Genomic DNA, 14,623 nt, shown 5'->3' on the forward strand with positions numbered 1-14,623 from the left:
TCTTCCTCGCTGCAGAACTTTGGTATGGCGTATCTTTCCCAAAATGAACAACCACACCCTTGGCCGCAGTCTGAACCCCCTCGCCCTGCCCCTGAAAGGCAGCGCCCTGATCGAAGCCAGTGCCGGCACCGGCAAAACCTTCACTATCGCCATCCTCTACGTACGCCTGGTGCTGGGCCATGGCCAGACCGAAGACAGCCCGCTGCAGAATCTGCTTCCGCCTAACCTGCTGGTGGTTACCTTCACCGAGGCTGCCACCAAAGAGCTGCGAGACCGTATCCGCACCCGGCTGACCCAGGCCGCCGAGGTGTTTTCCGATGCCCCCGACGAGTCCGATCCGCCGGCCGAAACGGCACTGATTTACCAGCTTCGGAATGAAGGTTACCCGGACCCGGCCACATGGCCAGACTGCCGCAAGAAGCTGCTGCTGGCCGCCGAATGGATGGACGAAGCCGCAGTGTCCACCATCCACAGCTTCTGCAACCGCATGCTCAGCGAGCACGCCTTCGACAGCGGCAGCCTGTTCAAGCTCACCCTGGAAACCGACCAGAGCGAACTGCTGGAGGATGTCACCCGGGATTACTGGCGCACCTTTGTGTACCCGCTGCCGCCGGCGCTGATGGACGAGGCCCTGAGCCACTGGAAAACCCCGGCCGACCTGCGTAGGGCCGTGCGCAACCTGATCGATGATCCGGACAGCCTGGGCACCCCGCCGGAAAACGTGCAACAGGCCATCAATCAGGTGGTCAGCCTGCGTCAACAGCAATCACAAACGCTGAAGGCCCATCCCTGGGACCGGTGGCAGGCAGAGGTGATCGACCTCCTGAACGACCTGAACAAGAGCAAACGGCTCCATGGCGCCAGCAAGAACGCCATGGTCAAGGTCTGGGACACTCTGATCACGTGGGCGGAATCCGACGACCTGTTACCGGACAAGATAGACAATGCCGCCGGGTTCAAAAACCAGACGCCTGAGGGCCTCGCCAATATTCTCAAAGGCGAGGAGCCCGCTCCCCATCACCCGGCATTCGAAGCCATAGAAGCATTGATGGACTTTAGCCAGAACCAGCCCAGCGCCAAATCCGACATTTTGCGCCACGCCAGCCACTGGATTGCCGAACGGCTGGAATCGGAAAAGCAGAAACGCTCGGAGATGGGCTTTGATGATCTGCTCACCCGCCTGGACGGAGCCTTGCACGGGCCCCGGGGTGATCAGTTGGCCGCCACCATCCGCCGCCAGTTCCCGGTGGCGCTGATCGACGAATTCCAGGACACTGACCCGGTGCAGTACCGTATCTTCAACCGGGTCTACAATGTGGAAGGCAGCGATCCGGACACCTGCCTGCTGATGATCGGGGATCCTAAGCAGGCCATTTATGGTTTCCGGGGCGCCGATATCCACACCTACCTTCTGGCCCGCCAGGGCGTAAAAGAGCGCACCTACACGCTGGGCAAGAACTTCCGCTCCGCCAAACCCATGGTGGCTGCGGTGAACCGGGTGTTTGAACACAGCGACCAGCACAGCCGCGATGGCGCTTTCCTGTTCGGCAAGGGCGACAACTCACCCTTGCCATTCCAGGGTGTGGCCGCCAACGGCACCAAACGCCTGTGGTCGGTAAACGGCGAGGTTCAATCCAGCCTGATGTTCTGGACGCACGAATCCGGGGAAGAGGGCAAAGACGGCAACCCGAAGGGCCTGGCCAAAGGCACCGCCACCGCCGATGTCGCCGAAACCTGCGCCAGCGAGATCGCCCGTCTGCTCACGCTGGGCCAGGCCGGGCAGGCCGGCTTTGCCCTGCCGGAGAACCCGGCAGATCTGGAACCGGTAACCCCCAAAGACATCGCCATTCTGGTCAACAACCGCAACGAAGCCAGCGCGGTGCGGGATGCCCTCGGCCGCCGGCGCATCAAGAGCGTGTACCTGTCGGACCGGGATTCGGTGCTGACCTCACAGGAAGCCAAGGAAATGCTGTGCTGGCTGCGGGCCTTCGCCGAGCCCCGGCAACTGGCCTGCATTCGCGCGGCGCTGGCCACCCCCACCCTGAGCCAGTCCTGGCAGGCCCTGGACCGGTTGCTCACCGATGAGATTGCCCTGGAGCGGGAAATCGAACGGTTTATGGGCTACCAGCAGCAATGGCAGAAACAGGGTGTACTGCCCATGCTGCGCAGTTTCCTGATGGATTTCGGGGTGCCCGGCCGGTTGCTGCAACGGGCCGATGGCGAGCGGCGGCTGACCGACATCCTGCATATCGCCGAACTGCTGCAGCAGGACAGCCTGCAACTGGACGGCGAGCATGCCCTGGTGCATCACTACACCCGGATTCTGCGGGCGGCGGACGAGGAAGACGAACACCGCACCTTACGCCTGGAAAGCGACGCCGGACTGGTAAAGGTGATTACCGTGCACAAGTCCAAGGGGCTGGAATACCCGCTGGTGTTCCTGCCCTTTGGCACCGCTTACCGGGCCCAGAGCGAAAAGCAGGCCTTTGTGCGCTACCACGATGACCAGGGCAAACTGGTCACTGTCTTCGACCCCAACGCCGAAGACGTTGCCAAGGCCGACCGGGAGCGTCTGGGCGAGGATATCCGCAAGCTCTACGTGGCCCTGACCCGGGCCCGGTTTGCGACCTGGGTAGGCGCTGCTGCCCTCGATAACTGGCCGCAAAGTGGCCTGGGTTATCTGATCGCCGGTGAAGCGGGGAGTCGGATCACCGACTGCCTGACCCGGCTGGGCGAAGGCCAACCGGAAATTACCATAACCCCGCTGCCGGAAGCGGAACAGACTCAATACAGCGAACCGGCGCCGGAGGCCCTGGGCCCGGCGTTGGAATCCACCCGTGAGGCGAAAGAGGACTGGTGGATTGCCAGTTACTCCGCCATCGAATACACCGGCATGGCCGGCACCGGAGTTGCGTTCACCGGTGAGGTGGAGGACGCCCAGACCCAGAACCTGCTGGAGGAAAGCACCCAGGAAGACGGCGAGCAGACAGCACCGATGACGGCTCACCGAAACCAGCACAATTTCCCCAAAGGCGCCGGCCCCGGCACCTTCCTGCACGAACTGCTGGAATGGTGCAGCCAGCATGGCTTCCAGCGGGTTGTGGATAATCCGTCCACGCTCCGGGAACAACTTACACGCCGGTGCGGCACCCGGGGCTGGAATGACTGGGTGGACCCGCTGGAACACTGGCTGCAGGCGCTGATCACCCGGCCACTACAACTGCAACGCTCTGGCACTGAAAGCGTCAGCCTGGCAGACCTGGCCACCCTGCGCCCGGAACTGGAATTCTGGTTTGAGAGCCGCAACGTCAGCATCGGCAAGCTCGACCAGCTGGTGACCCATTACACCCTGAACGGCGCCGACCGGCCCCGAGTGGAGGAGAACCGCTTTAACGGTATGCTCAAGGGCTTTATCGATCTGGTGTTTGAACACAACGGGCAGTATTACGTGCTGGACTACAAATCCAATACCCTGGGCGAGGAAGACAGCGCCTACACTGATCAGGCCATGGGTAACGCCATTCTGGATAAACGCTACGACCTGCAATATGTGCTGTACCTGCTGGCACTGCACCGGTTGCTGAAAGCCCGGCTGCCCGGTTACGACTACGACCAGCACATCGGCGGCGCCGTCTACCTGTTCCTGCGGGGGGTCAATTCCACCACCGGTGGCGCCTTTACCGACAAACCACCGAGAGCGTTGATTGAACAGCTGGATGCCCTGTTTGATGGTGAATCCGTGCCAGGGAGGGTGGCCGCATGAGCCGTACCCGCACTCACACCCACAATACCGAAAACCAGATCGCGCTGGATTTTGGGGATTCCACCCCGCACGTCGCCCCCATGCCCGGGCCGGAAAACAGGGCCGTTGACACCTCTGGTTTGCTCACCAGCCTGGATAAAACCGAGGCTCTGCTCCAGCAATGGCAACAGGCAGAATGGCTACGCCCCCTGGATGTGGGTTTTGCCCGGCTGATCTGTGAACTGTCGGAAGAGCAGGGCGAACGCCCCAATCCACTGGTTCTGCTGCTGGCGGCATTGACCTCCCATCAAGTGGGCCGGGGCCATGTCTGTATTGATCTGGCCAACCTGCTGGCGGATACAGGCAACACCCTGTCGCTGCCGCCGGAGGAGCCAGTTCGCGACACCCTCACCGAATCCGAAGCGGCCGGGCTGAGCCAGCTGAAACCCGGCGATCTGCTTACGCGGATTACCCTGGCCGATTGCCAAGCCGCCCTGAACGGTTCTCTAGCGGTTAGTGATGGCTCACTGACTACTCCCCTGGTAGTGAACGAGACCCGGCTCTACCTGCGCCGTTTCTGGCGCTATGAACAGCGCATTGCCGAAGGGATTCAGCAGCGTCTGGCCCTGCCATCACCCCTGGCGGAGCCGGATTCCGCCCCGGCCCAAACCCTGTCCAAAACTCTTGACCAACTGTTCCAGTCACCGGAACCGGTGGATTACCAGAAACTCGCCTGCGCCCTGGCCGCCCGTAACCGCTTTTCGGTGATCACCGGCGGCCCCGGCACTGGCAAGACTACCACCGTGGTCAACCTGTTGGCGGCGCTGCAGGCAGTAGCAGGTGAGTCCCCGGAACGGGCCGGCCGGAAATACCGCATTCGTCTGGCCGCCCCCACCGGCAAGGCTGCCGCCCGCCTGAACGAATCCATTGGCGGTGCGGTCAGTCGTCTGCCACTGGACCAACTGCCGGGCAACATACAGCTGGAGGATATTCCCACCAGGGTCACCACCCTGCACCGCCTGCTTGGTAGCCGGCCGGATACCCGCAGGTTCCGCCACAACCGCGACAACCCGTTGCTGGTGGACATTCTGGTGATCGACGAAGCCTCCATGGTGGATGTGGACCTGATGGCCTCGGTGTTCGACGCCCTGCCCGCCAATGCCCAACTGATCCTGCTGGGGGACAAGGACCAGTTGGCCTCGGTGGATGCCGGTGCGGTATTGGGTGAGCTGTGCCAGCGTGCTCTGAAAGCGCATTACACCCCGGAAACCGCCCGGTGGCTTACCGCCATCACCGGCAATCAGGTTCCGGAGACCCTGATTGATCCTGGCGGCCAACCCCTGGACCAGGCCGTGGCCATGCTGCGCAAGAGCTACCGGTTCCAGCAAGACAGCGGTATCCGGGCGCTCTCGGACGCTGTGAACACCAACGCTCTTGATAGCGCTGTGCTGCACCAGATCCGGGAAGCAGAGTTCGAGGATGTGGTCTGGCTGAATGGCGACAAAGCAAGGCCAGATCCGGAGCAAACACAGGCGCTGATTTGCCGCCATGCCATTACCGGCACGCCGGAGGCTTTCCGCAACGCCGGGCAGGGTCGGGTATTGAATAACAAGGAGTTACCGCCGCCAGTCGGTTATTGCCATTACCTGAAACGGATGCAGGATCACGGCCTGACAGAAACCAGTCCTCGCGAAGACTGGGATGCCCTGGCGGTTCGGGTTCTGGACGCCTTCAACGACTTTCAGATCCTCTGTGCCCTGCGCAAGGGTCCCTGGGGGGTGGAAGGTCTGAACGACCGGGTTGCCCGGCATCTGTTGGCGGAAAAGCTGATCCCCAGGGCGGAAGGCTGGTACGCTGGCCGGCCGGTGTTGGTCACCGGCAACGACTACAACCTGGGCCTGATGAACGGGGATATCGGCATTACCTTCAACGTGCCCTGGGACAGGACCGAATCCGGTGAACCCAAAGACACGCTGCGGGTCGCCTTCCCGAGCGGCGACAGCACCGGAGCCATCCGCTGGATTTCCCCCAGCCGGCTACAGCAACAGGAAACCGTGTACGCCATGACCGTGCACAAATCCCAGGGCTCCGAGTTCAACCATACCTGCCTGGTACTGCCGGACCGCCTCAGCCCGGTGCTGACCAGGGAGCTGATCTACACCGGCATCACCCGGGCGAAAAACTGGTTCAGCCTGATTACCGGCGACTCCCAGGTTCTGAAAGACAGCGTTGGGCAGCAGGTAATCCGCGCCTCCGGGCTGGCCAGGAGACTCAGCGAGGGCTAGTGTCTGTGTCGTCGCTACTCCGGTGCTGCTGCGCCCACAGATGGGCGTAGTGGCCACCGGCGGCCAGCAGCGCGTTGTGGCTGCCACTCTCGACGATCCGGCCGCCGTCCATCACCAGGATGGTGTTGGCATCACGGATAGTGGAAAGGCGGTGGGCAATCACCAGCGTCGTCCGCTGCTGGCTGACTTCCTTCAGTGCGCCCAGGATCGCCTGTTCCGACAACGAATCCAGGGAAGAGGTAGCCTCATCCAGAATCAGCAACGGCGGGTTCTTGAGAATCACCCGGGCAATGGCCACCCGTTGTTTCTCGCCACCCGATAGTTTCAAACCGCGCTCACCCACTTTGGTTTCATAGCCATCCGGCAGGCTGTGGATAAAATCTTCCAGATGCGCCAGGCGCGCTGCCCGGTACACCTCTTCTTCCGTGGCCTCTGGCCGCCCATAAGCCAGGTTCCGGTAAAGGGTATCGTTGAACAGCACCGTATCCTGGGGCACCACACCGATGGCCGATCTCAGACTGTCCTGGGTGACCTGGCGGATATCCTGACCATCAATGCGGATGGCCCCTTTATCGACATCGTAGAAACGGAACAGCAGGCGGGCGAGGGTAGACTTGCCGGCACCACTGGCGCCGACCACGGCCACCGTATGGCCGGCCGGAATGGAAAAATTCACATCCTGCAGAATCGGGCGATCCGGGCGATAGGCAAAGTGAATGTGGTCGAAGCGCACCTCAGCGTTATCCACAGCCAGTTCCCTGGCCTCCGGTGCATCCTGAATGGCCGGCTCGTCCCCGAGCAGTTTGAACAGCCGCTCGATATTGACCAGCGCCTGACGGATTTCCCGATATACAAAACCCAATGCATTCAGGGGAATAAACAGCTGCAACAGGTAGGCGTTGATCATGGTGAAGTCACCAAGGGTAATCGCGCCGCTCGCCACTTCCCGCACTGCCATGGCCATAATCACGATCATCGCCAGGCCGATGATCAGCGCCTGGCCCGAGTTCAGGGCCGCCAGTGACAGGCGGTTCTTCAGCCGTGCCTGTTCCCAGTCCTCAAGATCCACGTCGTACAACTGCGATTCATAGCGCTCATTGTTGAAGTACTTGACGGTTTCATAGTTAAGCAGACTGTCTATCGCCCGGGAGTTGGACTGGTTATCCCGGGCATTGGCCTCCCGCACAAACCGGGTACGCCACTCGGTAATTTTGATGGAAAAGACCACATAAACGGCCACAGCCACCAGAATGGCCAGGACATATCCCACATTGAACGCCACGAACAGGATGCCGGCGACCATCAGGATTTCCAGAAGGGTGGGGGCAATATTGAACAGGGTGAAACGCAGCAGGAAACTGATGCCGTTGGTGCCCCGTTCGATATCCCTGGCCAGGCCTCCGGTTTTTCGGTCCAGATGGAAGGCCAGTTCCCGGTGATGCAGGTGCTCGAAGACCCGCAACGACACCCGACGCATGGCACGCTCTGCTACACGGGCGAACACCGCATCCCGCAATTCGCTGAACAGGGTGGCCCCAAAACGCAGCGAACCATAAGCCACCACCAGTACCACCGGAATCCACAGCAGCATGTCCGCGCCACGGGTCTGGTCCAGATAGTCGACGATGTACTTCAGCGCCACCGGAGTGGCCACCGTTGCCAGTTTAGCCAGGACCAGCAATGCCAGAGCCAGGGCCACCCGGCCCCGAAACTCGGCCAGATAAGGCCAGAGACCGGCAATCACTTTCCAGTCGGGTTTGTGGTCAGCGGGATAATCGTTATCAGCGTAGGCTCTCACTGTTGCGAATAACTCCAAGGTTGGGGAGCGCGAGTGGGTGGTAGAGTGTCTTCCGGGACCGTCAAAAGCCATGGATGGCTTTTGCCGAGCGTACAGGGACCTATTTACAGCGTGTCCCGGAAGTCACTACCACCCACTCGCGCTCTACCCGGATGTATGATAGGTCCTGTTGGAGAACAAATCGTATGGTTGCCAGAGTCTACAGCAGCCGGCACTCAGGAGGCACATCATCAGAACCCGTCACCGCAAGGCCCTGAAACTGGTTATTGGATTTATCAGCCCCTACCGCCGAGCCGTGGCCGGTGCTCTGGTGGCGTTGATTTTCACTGCGGGAATTACTCTGGGTCTTGGTCAGGGTTTACGAATCCTTGTGGATCAGGGATTGGCCACCGAATCCCCTGAGAATCTGGCAAAAGCTATCGGTCTGTTCTTTGTGCTGGTGCTGGGCCTGGCATTCGGCTCGTTTACCCGGTTCTATCTAGTGTCGTGGATCGGCGAACGGGTGGTGGCGGACATTCGCAAGAAGGTATTCAACCACCTGATTGATCTTCATCCCGGCTTCTTTGAGCAGAACCGTGCCCTGGAAATCCAGTCGCGGTTTACCGCGGATACCACGGTGCTGCAGTCGGTGATTGGCTCCACTGTGTCCATTGCCCTGCGCAACGCCCTCATGCTGGTTGGGGGTTTGCTGCTCCTGTTCATTACCAACGCCAAACTGGCCAGTATCATTCTGCTGGGGTTTCCCCTGGTGATCGCACCGATCCTGTTTTTCGGCAGGCGGGTGCGGGCGCTGTCCCGTCTCAGTCAGGACCGGGTCGCGGACGTCGGCAGCTACGTGGGCGAGAACCTGACCCAGATCAAGACCGTTCAGGCCTTCAATCACCAGCCCCATGACCGGCGCTTTTTTGCCGGGGTTTCGGAAAAGGCCTTCGAGATTGCCCGGCAGCGTATCCGTCAGCGCGCCTGGCTGACCACTCTGGCCATTTCCCTGGTGATGGGGGCCGTGGGCATCGTCATCTGGATTGGCGGGCTGGATGTCATTCATGGCCGCATCAGCCCCGGTGAACTGGCGGCGTTTGTATTCTACAGCCTGCTGGTGGGGGTGGCGGCAGGCGCCATCAGTGAGGTGATTGGTGAACTTCAGAGAGCAGCAGGCTCGGCGGCGCGGCTGTTCGAACTGCTGCAAACGGAGCCGGAATTTGTTCGAAAGAATGCGGGCAAAGCCCTTCCGGATCCCATCAAAGGCGAGATCCGCATTGAGCACCTGGGCTTCAGTTACCCTGGGCGTCCGGAGCAGCCTGCACTCTCTGACTTTACCCTGGAGGTGAAAGCCGGAGAAACCCTGGCACTGGTGGGCCCGTCTGGCGCGGGCAAATCGACCCTGTTCGATCTGTTACTGCATTTTTACCAGCCCGATCAGGGCCGGATTCTGATTGACGGGATAAATACGGCTGACCTGTCTCTGGAATCCTTGCGCCGGTGTTTTGCCCTGGTGCCCCAGAACCCGGCGCTGTTTCATGGCACGGTGGCGGACAACATCCGCTATGCCCGTCCGGATGCGAGCCAGGGGGATGTCGAGCAGGCCGCACGGATAGCCTACGCCCATGACTTTATCCAGAGCCTGCCCAAGGGCTACGGGACATCCCTGGGGGATGCCGGCCTGGGATTGTCCGGCGGGCAGAAGCAGCGCCTTGCCATCGCCCGGGCCTTGTTGGCCGATGCCCCGATTCTCCTGCTGGACGAAGCCACCAGTGCGCTGGATGCGGAGAGTGAAAATCTCATTCAGCAAGCCATGCCAGCACTCACAACCGGGCGCACCACGCTGGTGATTGCCCATCGACTGGCGACCGTCAGAGACGCAGATCGCATCGCGGTTCTCGATCAGGGCCGCCTGCTGGCCGTGGGTACCCACGACGAATTAATGCGCCATAATGGTCTCTATCGGCGGCTGGCAAAACTGCAGTTTCGGGAAAACGCCGCCTGACAGCGACAATAGTCGGTTTGTTTCCTGTCACCGTACTACTTACACTGGTAGGTGAAACTTCTGAACCTGAACCCAGGGAGAATGGCAAAGTGAGCAATAAAGAATTGCAGGCACTCAAAGAACGCTACGTTGCAGCGGGCGCGGCAAGTCCCAATGAACAGTTTGCCGACCATGCAACGAATGCGGAGCTGTGGGATGCAGACGGCAAACGCATGATCGATTTTGCCGGCGGCATCGGCGTACTTAACATCGGCCACCGCCACCCGAAAGTGGTAGAGGCGGTAAAGGCCCAGCTGGACAAGCTGATGCACACCTGCCAGACGGTGATGCCCTATGAGGGCTACGTAAAGCTGGCGCAGAAGCTCAGCGAAGTGGCTCCGGTCAAGGGCCACGCCAAGGTTATGCTGGCCAACTCCGGTGCGGAAGCCCTGGAAAACGCAATGAAGATCGCCCGGGCAGCCACTGGCAAAACCAACGTGATCTGCTTTGATGGTGGTTATCACGGCCGTACCTTCTACACCATGGCCATGAACGGTAAAGCGGCGCCCTACCAGACCGATTTCGGGCCGATGCCAGGCACGGTTTACCGCGCACCATACCCGGTGCCGTATCACGGGGTCAGCGAAGACGAAGCACTTCGTGGTTTGAAGATGACCATGAAAGCGGACTCACCGGCCAACAATACGGCGGCCATCGTGATTGAGCCGGTACTGGGCGAGGGCGGTTTTTACGCCGCACCGACCAGTTTCCTGAAGGAAATCCGCAAGATCTGCGATGACAACGACATCCTGATGATTGTGGACGAAGTTCAGAGCGGCTTTGGCCGTACCGGCAAGATGTTTGCCATTGAACACAGCGGTATTGAGCCGGACCTGATAACCATGGCCAAGAGTATGGCCGACGGTATGCCAATTTCGGCCATCGTGGGTACGGACAAGCACATGGATGCTTCCGGACCAAACTCTCTGGGCGGTACCTACACCGGCAGCCCGACCGCCTGTGCTGCAGCTTTGGCGGTATTCGATGTGTTCAAGGAAGAGGACATCCTTGGCAAGGCCCAGGCACTCGGCGAAAAGCTGAACAAGCGTTTCAGCCAGTGGCAGGAGCAGTTCGAGCATGTGGATAACGTCCGCAACCTCGGTCCCATGGCGGCTTTTGAGCTGGTAGAAAGCAAATCCAGCCATACGCCGAAGCCGGAATTGGCGGCTGCGGTGACCAAGAAGGCCAAGGAGAAGGGGCTGATTCTGCTGAGTTGTGGTATGTACGGCAATACCTTGCGGTTCCTGATGCCGGTGACCATTGGGGACGATGTGCTGGAAGAAGGGCTCGCGATTGTGGAAGAGAGCCTGAAGGAAGTTGGGGCTTAAAACCCTTTAGACTTTCTGTGAAGATCAAAGCCGGGCTCAAGGGCCCGGCTTTTTTGTGCGCCTACGCAAGCCTTCGGATTCATCGTATACTGCGGTGAGTTCTCCGGCAGTGCCGTTCGGCCTGCTGTTGTTTCACCAACCAGGCTAAACCATGACCTCTCCGAGTTCCTCCAACATTCCGGACCACAAACCAAGGCCCTGGGTCGATCTGCTGGTCAGTATCATTATTCCTTCCGTGATCCTGATGAAACTCAGTGGCGATGAGCACTTGGGCAGTGTGAATGCCTTGCTGATCGGGCTCGCCTTTCCCCTGGGCTGGGGGCTGTTCGAGCTGGTTAAGTACCACAAGAAGAATTTTATTGCAGTGCTGGGTCTGATCAGTGTGGGGCTCACAGGAGGCATCGGATTACTGGAGCTGGATGCCGGCTGGCTCGCCATCAAGGAAGCAGCGATTCCTGCCATCATTGGTCTGGCCGTACTGATATCCACATGGACGAAGTACCCGCTGGTCCGGACCCTGCTGTATAACCCGAACGTACTGGATGTTGAGAAGATCCAGCGCTCTCTGGAAGAACACAATCAGGTCGACGAATTCGAACAACGGCTACAGAAGGCCAGCTACTTTTTTGCAGGCACGTTTCTGTTCTCGTCGATCATGAATTACGTGCTCGCCAAGTGGATCGTGGTCAGCCCCTCCGGGACCGAGGCCTTCAACGAAGAGCTTGGCCAAATGACGCTGGTCAGCTATCCCATGATTGCCGTTCCCTCGATGGTGATGATGGTGCTCATTTTTTACTACCTGTGGCGCACCATTCGCCGACTGACCGGGTTTACCCTGGAAGAGGTTATGGCGCCGCACCTTGCTGAAAAGGAAAAGTCCGCGGAATCGACATCAAGGAAATAGAACAACGCTGATAACGGTAAATCCTGGACGAAAAAAAGCGGCGAAGGTTAGTAACCTTCGCCGCTTTTTTTATTCATCAGAACGTTGACGAATCAAATGTCCAGGTTGGTGACTTCCAGAGCGTTGGTCTGGATAAAGTTACGCCGCGGCTCCACATCGTCACCCATCAGGGTGGTGAATATCTGGTCGGCCGCGAAGGCATCTTCAATGGTCACTTTCATCATGCGACGGGTTTCCGGATCCATGGTGGTTTCCCACAGCTGATCCGGGTTCATTTCACCGAGGCCCTTGTAACGCTGAATACTCAAGCCACGCTGGGCTTCCTTCATCAACCAGTCCAGAGCGCCTTCAAAGGACAGAACCGGCTGCTTGCGCTCACCACGCTGGATATAGGCACCCTCTTCAATCAGGCCATCCAGGGTTTCGCCCATGCGGGCAATAGCGCCGTAGGAAGACGACTCAAAGAATTCATGGCTGAAGACGTGCTCATGGGGAATCCCGTGAACATAGATGGTGACCTTCGGCAGGTACAGATCCCGCTCGGGATCCTTAGTGACCGAGAACGTGTACTTGGTGCCGGTACGGGTATCCAGATCCAGCCCCTCGCCCAGGCGTGCGACCCAGCGGGTCACCGTTTCTTCATCCTTCAGGTGCTCTGACTTGAGAGTGATGTTCTGAAGCATCTGTTCCAGCACCTTGGCGGGATACGCCCGGGACAGCCTTCCGATCATGGCCATCACGGCCTGATAGTCCTTAACCATGGTTTCCAGCGCGGAGTCCTTGATCGCCGGTGCTTCAGGGTTTACGTACAGCTGTGCGCCTTCCAGAGCCGTCTGGGTGAGGTAGGCCTCCTTGGCTTTCTCATCCTTCAGGTACTGTTCCTGTTTACCTCGCTTGACCTTGTACAGCGGCGGCATGGCAATAAAGACATGGCCACGTTCGATGATTTCGCGCATCTGGCGGAACAGGAAAGTCAGCAGCAGGGTACGGATGTGGGAGCCGTCCACATCCGCATCGGTCATGATGATGATGGAATGGTACCGAAGTTTGTCCGGGTTGAATTCCTCCCGGCCGATTCCGCAGCCAAGGGCGGTGATCAGGGTACCGACCTCTGCTGAGGACAGCATCTTGTCGAACCGGGCTTTCTCCACGTTCAGGATCTTGCCCTTCAACGGCAGGATCGCCTGGGTCTTGCGGTCCCGGCCCTGTTTGGCACTGCCACCGGCCGAGTCACCCTCCACAATGTACAGTTCTGAAAGTGCCGGATCCTTCTCCTGACAATCCGCCAGTTTTCCAGGCAGGCCGGCAATATCCAAAGCGCCCTTGCGACGGGTCATATCACGGGCCTTGCGCGCCGCCTCACGGGCCCTGGCCGCTTCAATCATCTTGTTGACGATCAGCTTGGCTTCGTTGGGCTGTTCCTGAAGGTAATCGGCGAAGCTCTGATACAGCTCCTGTTCGACCGCAGTTTTCACTTCCGACGACACCAGCTTGTCTTTGGTCTGGGAAGAAAACTTCGGATCTGGGACCTTGACGCTGACAATCGCGGTCAGGCCTTCCCGGGCATCATCACCAGACGTAGCGACCTTCGCTTTCTTACCGAGGCCTTCGTGCTCGATATAGTTGTTCAGGGACCGGGTCAGGGCGGCGCGGAAACCGGCCAGGTGAGTACCACCATCCCGCTGGGGAATGTTGTTGGTGAAACAGTAAAGGTTTTCCTGGAAGGCATCGTTCCACTGCATCGCCACTTCCACGGCGATGCCGTCTTCACGCTCACGGTTGAAGTGGAACACCCGGTTAATCGGCGTCTTGTTGGTGTTCAGATGCTCAACAAATGCCCGCAAACCGCCTTCGTATTCAAACACTTCTTCTCTGCCGCTGCGCTCGTCTGTGAGACGAATGCGCACACCACTGTTCAGGAACGCAAGCTCCCGCAGGCGCTTGGCCAGAATGTCGTAGTGGAATTCGATATGGGTGAAGGTCTCCGGTGACGGAATGAAGTGAACCTTGGTACCGGATGCGTCGGTTTCACCAACGGGGCCCAAAGGGGCGTCCGGTACACCGTGGGTATAGGTTTGCTCGTAGACCTTGCCATCGCGACGAATGGTCAGGGTCAGGGTAGAGGACAAGGCATTAACAACCGACACGCCTACGCCATGCAGACCACCGGAGACCTTGTAGGAATTATCATCAAATTTACCACCGGCGTGCAGAACCGTCATGATAACTTCGGCGGCGGAGACGCCTTCTTCCTCGTGCAGGTCCACCGGAATACCACGACCATTGTCTTTTACCGTTACCGATTCATCGGGGTGAATAACAACGCCGATCTCGGAGCAGTGGCCCGCCAGCGCTTCATCGATGGAGTTATCCACCAATTCAAAGACCATGTGGTGCAGGCCTGTGCCATCATCGGTATCACCGATGTACATGCCGGGCCGTTTTCGCACCGCATCCAGTCCCTTCAAGACTTTGATACTGGAGGAATTGTAGTTCGATTCACTCATTCGGAAACTCCTGAAGCGTGATTAGGCCGGGGCATC

General features: G+C 59.3%; 7 protein-coding genes. 5 read left to right on the forward strand and 2 right to left on the reverse strand.

Translation table 11 applies throughout. The features are described from left to right. Positions 1-43: 43 nt before the first annotated feature. Positions 44-3,763 (forward strand): exodeoxyribonuclease V subunit beta, encoded by a 3,720-nt coding sequence (gene recB / locus AC13C0_RS20740; protein WP_482954928.1) that lies wholly within the window; start codon positions 44-46, stop codon positions 3,761-3,763. Next, positions 3,760-6,027, forward strand: a complete 2,268-nt coding sequence (recD, locus tag AC13C0_RS20745; protein ID WP_341580939.1) for an exodeoxyribonuclease V subunit alpha — start codon at positions 3,760-3,762, stop codon at positions 6,025-6,027. Before recB ends, recD begins: the two co-directional genes overlap by 4 nt. On the opposite strand, the gene AC13C0_RS20750 is transcribed toward recD, so the two are convergent. Next, positions 6,014-7,825 (reverse strand): ABCB family ABC transporter ATP-binding protein/permease, encoded by a 1,812-nt coding sequence (locus tag AC13C0_RS20750; RefSeq protein ID WP_117620392.1) that lies wholly within the window; start codon positions 7,823-7,825, stop codon positions 6,014-6,016. The genes recD and AC13C0_RS20750 overlap by 14 nt on opposite strands. 253 nt (positions 7,826-8,078) lie before the next feature. Between AC13C0_RS20750 and AC13C0_RS20755 the strand changes: the two genes are divergently transcribed. The 3 genes from AC13C0_RS20755 to AC13C0_RS20765 all read left to right on the forward strand — a co-directional run bounded on the left by AC13C0_RS20755 (position 8,079) and on the right by AC13C0_RS20765 (position 12,080). Beyond that, a complete protein-coding gene (locus tag AC13C0_RS20755; RefSeq protein ID WP_117620393.1) occupies positions 8,079-9,809 on the forward strand; it encodes an ABC transporter transmembrane domain-containing protein in 1,731 nt (576 codons plus the stop codon). An 89-nt stretch (positions 9,810-9,898) separates the two neighbouring features. Further along, complete coding sequence (gene gabT / locus AC13C0_RS20760) at positions 9,899-11,176, forward strand: 4-aminobutyrate--2-oxoglutarate transaminase (RefSeq protein WP_117618936.1); 1,278 nt, start codon at positions 9,899-9,901, stop codon at positions 11,174-11,176. Between the two features lie 151 nt (positions 11,177-11,327). Further along, complete coding sequence (locus AC13C0_RS20765; RefSeq protein ID WP_341580941.1) at positions 11,328-12,080, forward strand: VC0807 family protein; 753 nt, start codon at positions 11,328-11,330, stop codon at positions 12,078-12,080. A gap of 92 nt (positions 12,081-12,172) precedes the next feature. On the opposite strand, the gene gyrB is transcribed toward AC13C0_RS20765, so the two are convergent. Continuing rightward, positions 12,173-14,587, reverse strand: a complete 2,415-nt coding sequence (gyrB, locus tag AC13C0_RS20770; RefSeq protein WP_117618938.1) for a DNA topoisomerase (ATP-hydrolyzing) subunit B — start codon at positions 14,585-14,587, stop codon at positions 12,173-12,175. Positions 14,588-14,623: the final 36 nt, after the last annotated feature.

The sequence above is a fragment of the Marinobacter sp. B-21 genome, from assembly GCF_056857895.1.

Excerpts from the sequence above, each read along its gene's own strand:
- recB (WP_482954928.1), top strand. The coding sequence starts at position 44 with ATGAACAACCACACCCTTGGCCGCAGTCTGAACCCCCTCGCCCTGCCC.
- recD (WP_341580939.1), top strand. The coding sequence starts at position 3,760 with ATGAGCCGTACCCGCACTCACACCCACAATACCGAAAACCAGATCGCG.
- AC13C0_RS20765 (WP_341580941.1), top strand. The coding sequence starts at position 11,328 with ATGACCTCTCCGAGTTCCTCCAACATTCCGGACCACAAACCAAGGCCC.
- gyrB (WP_117618938.1), bottom strand. The coding sequence starts at position 14,587 with ATGAGTGAATCGAACTACAATTCCTCCAGTATCAAAGTCTTGAAGGGA.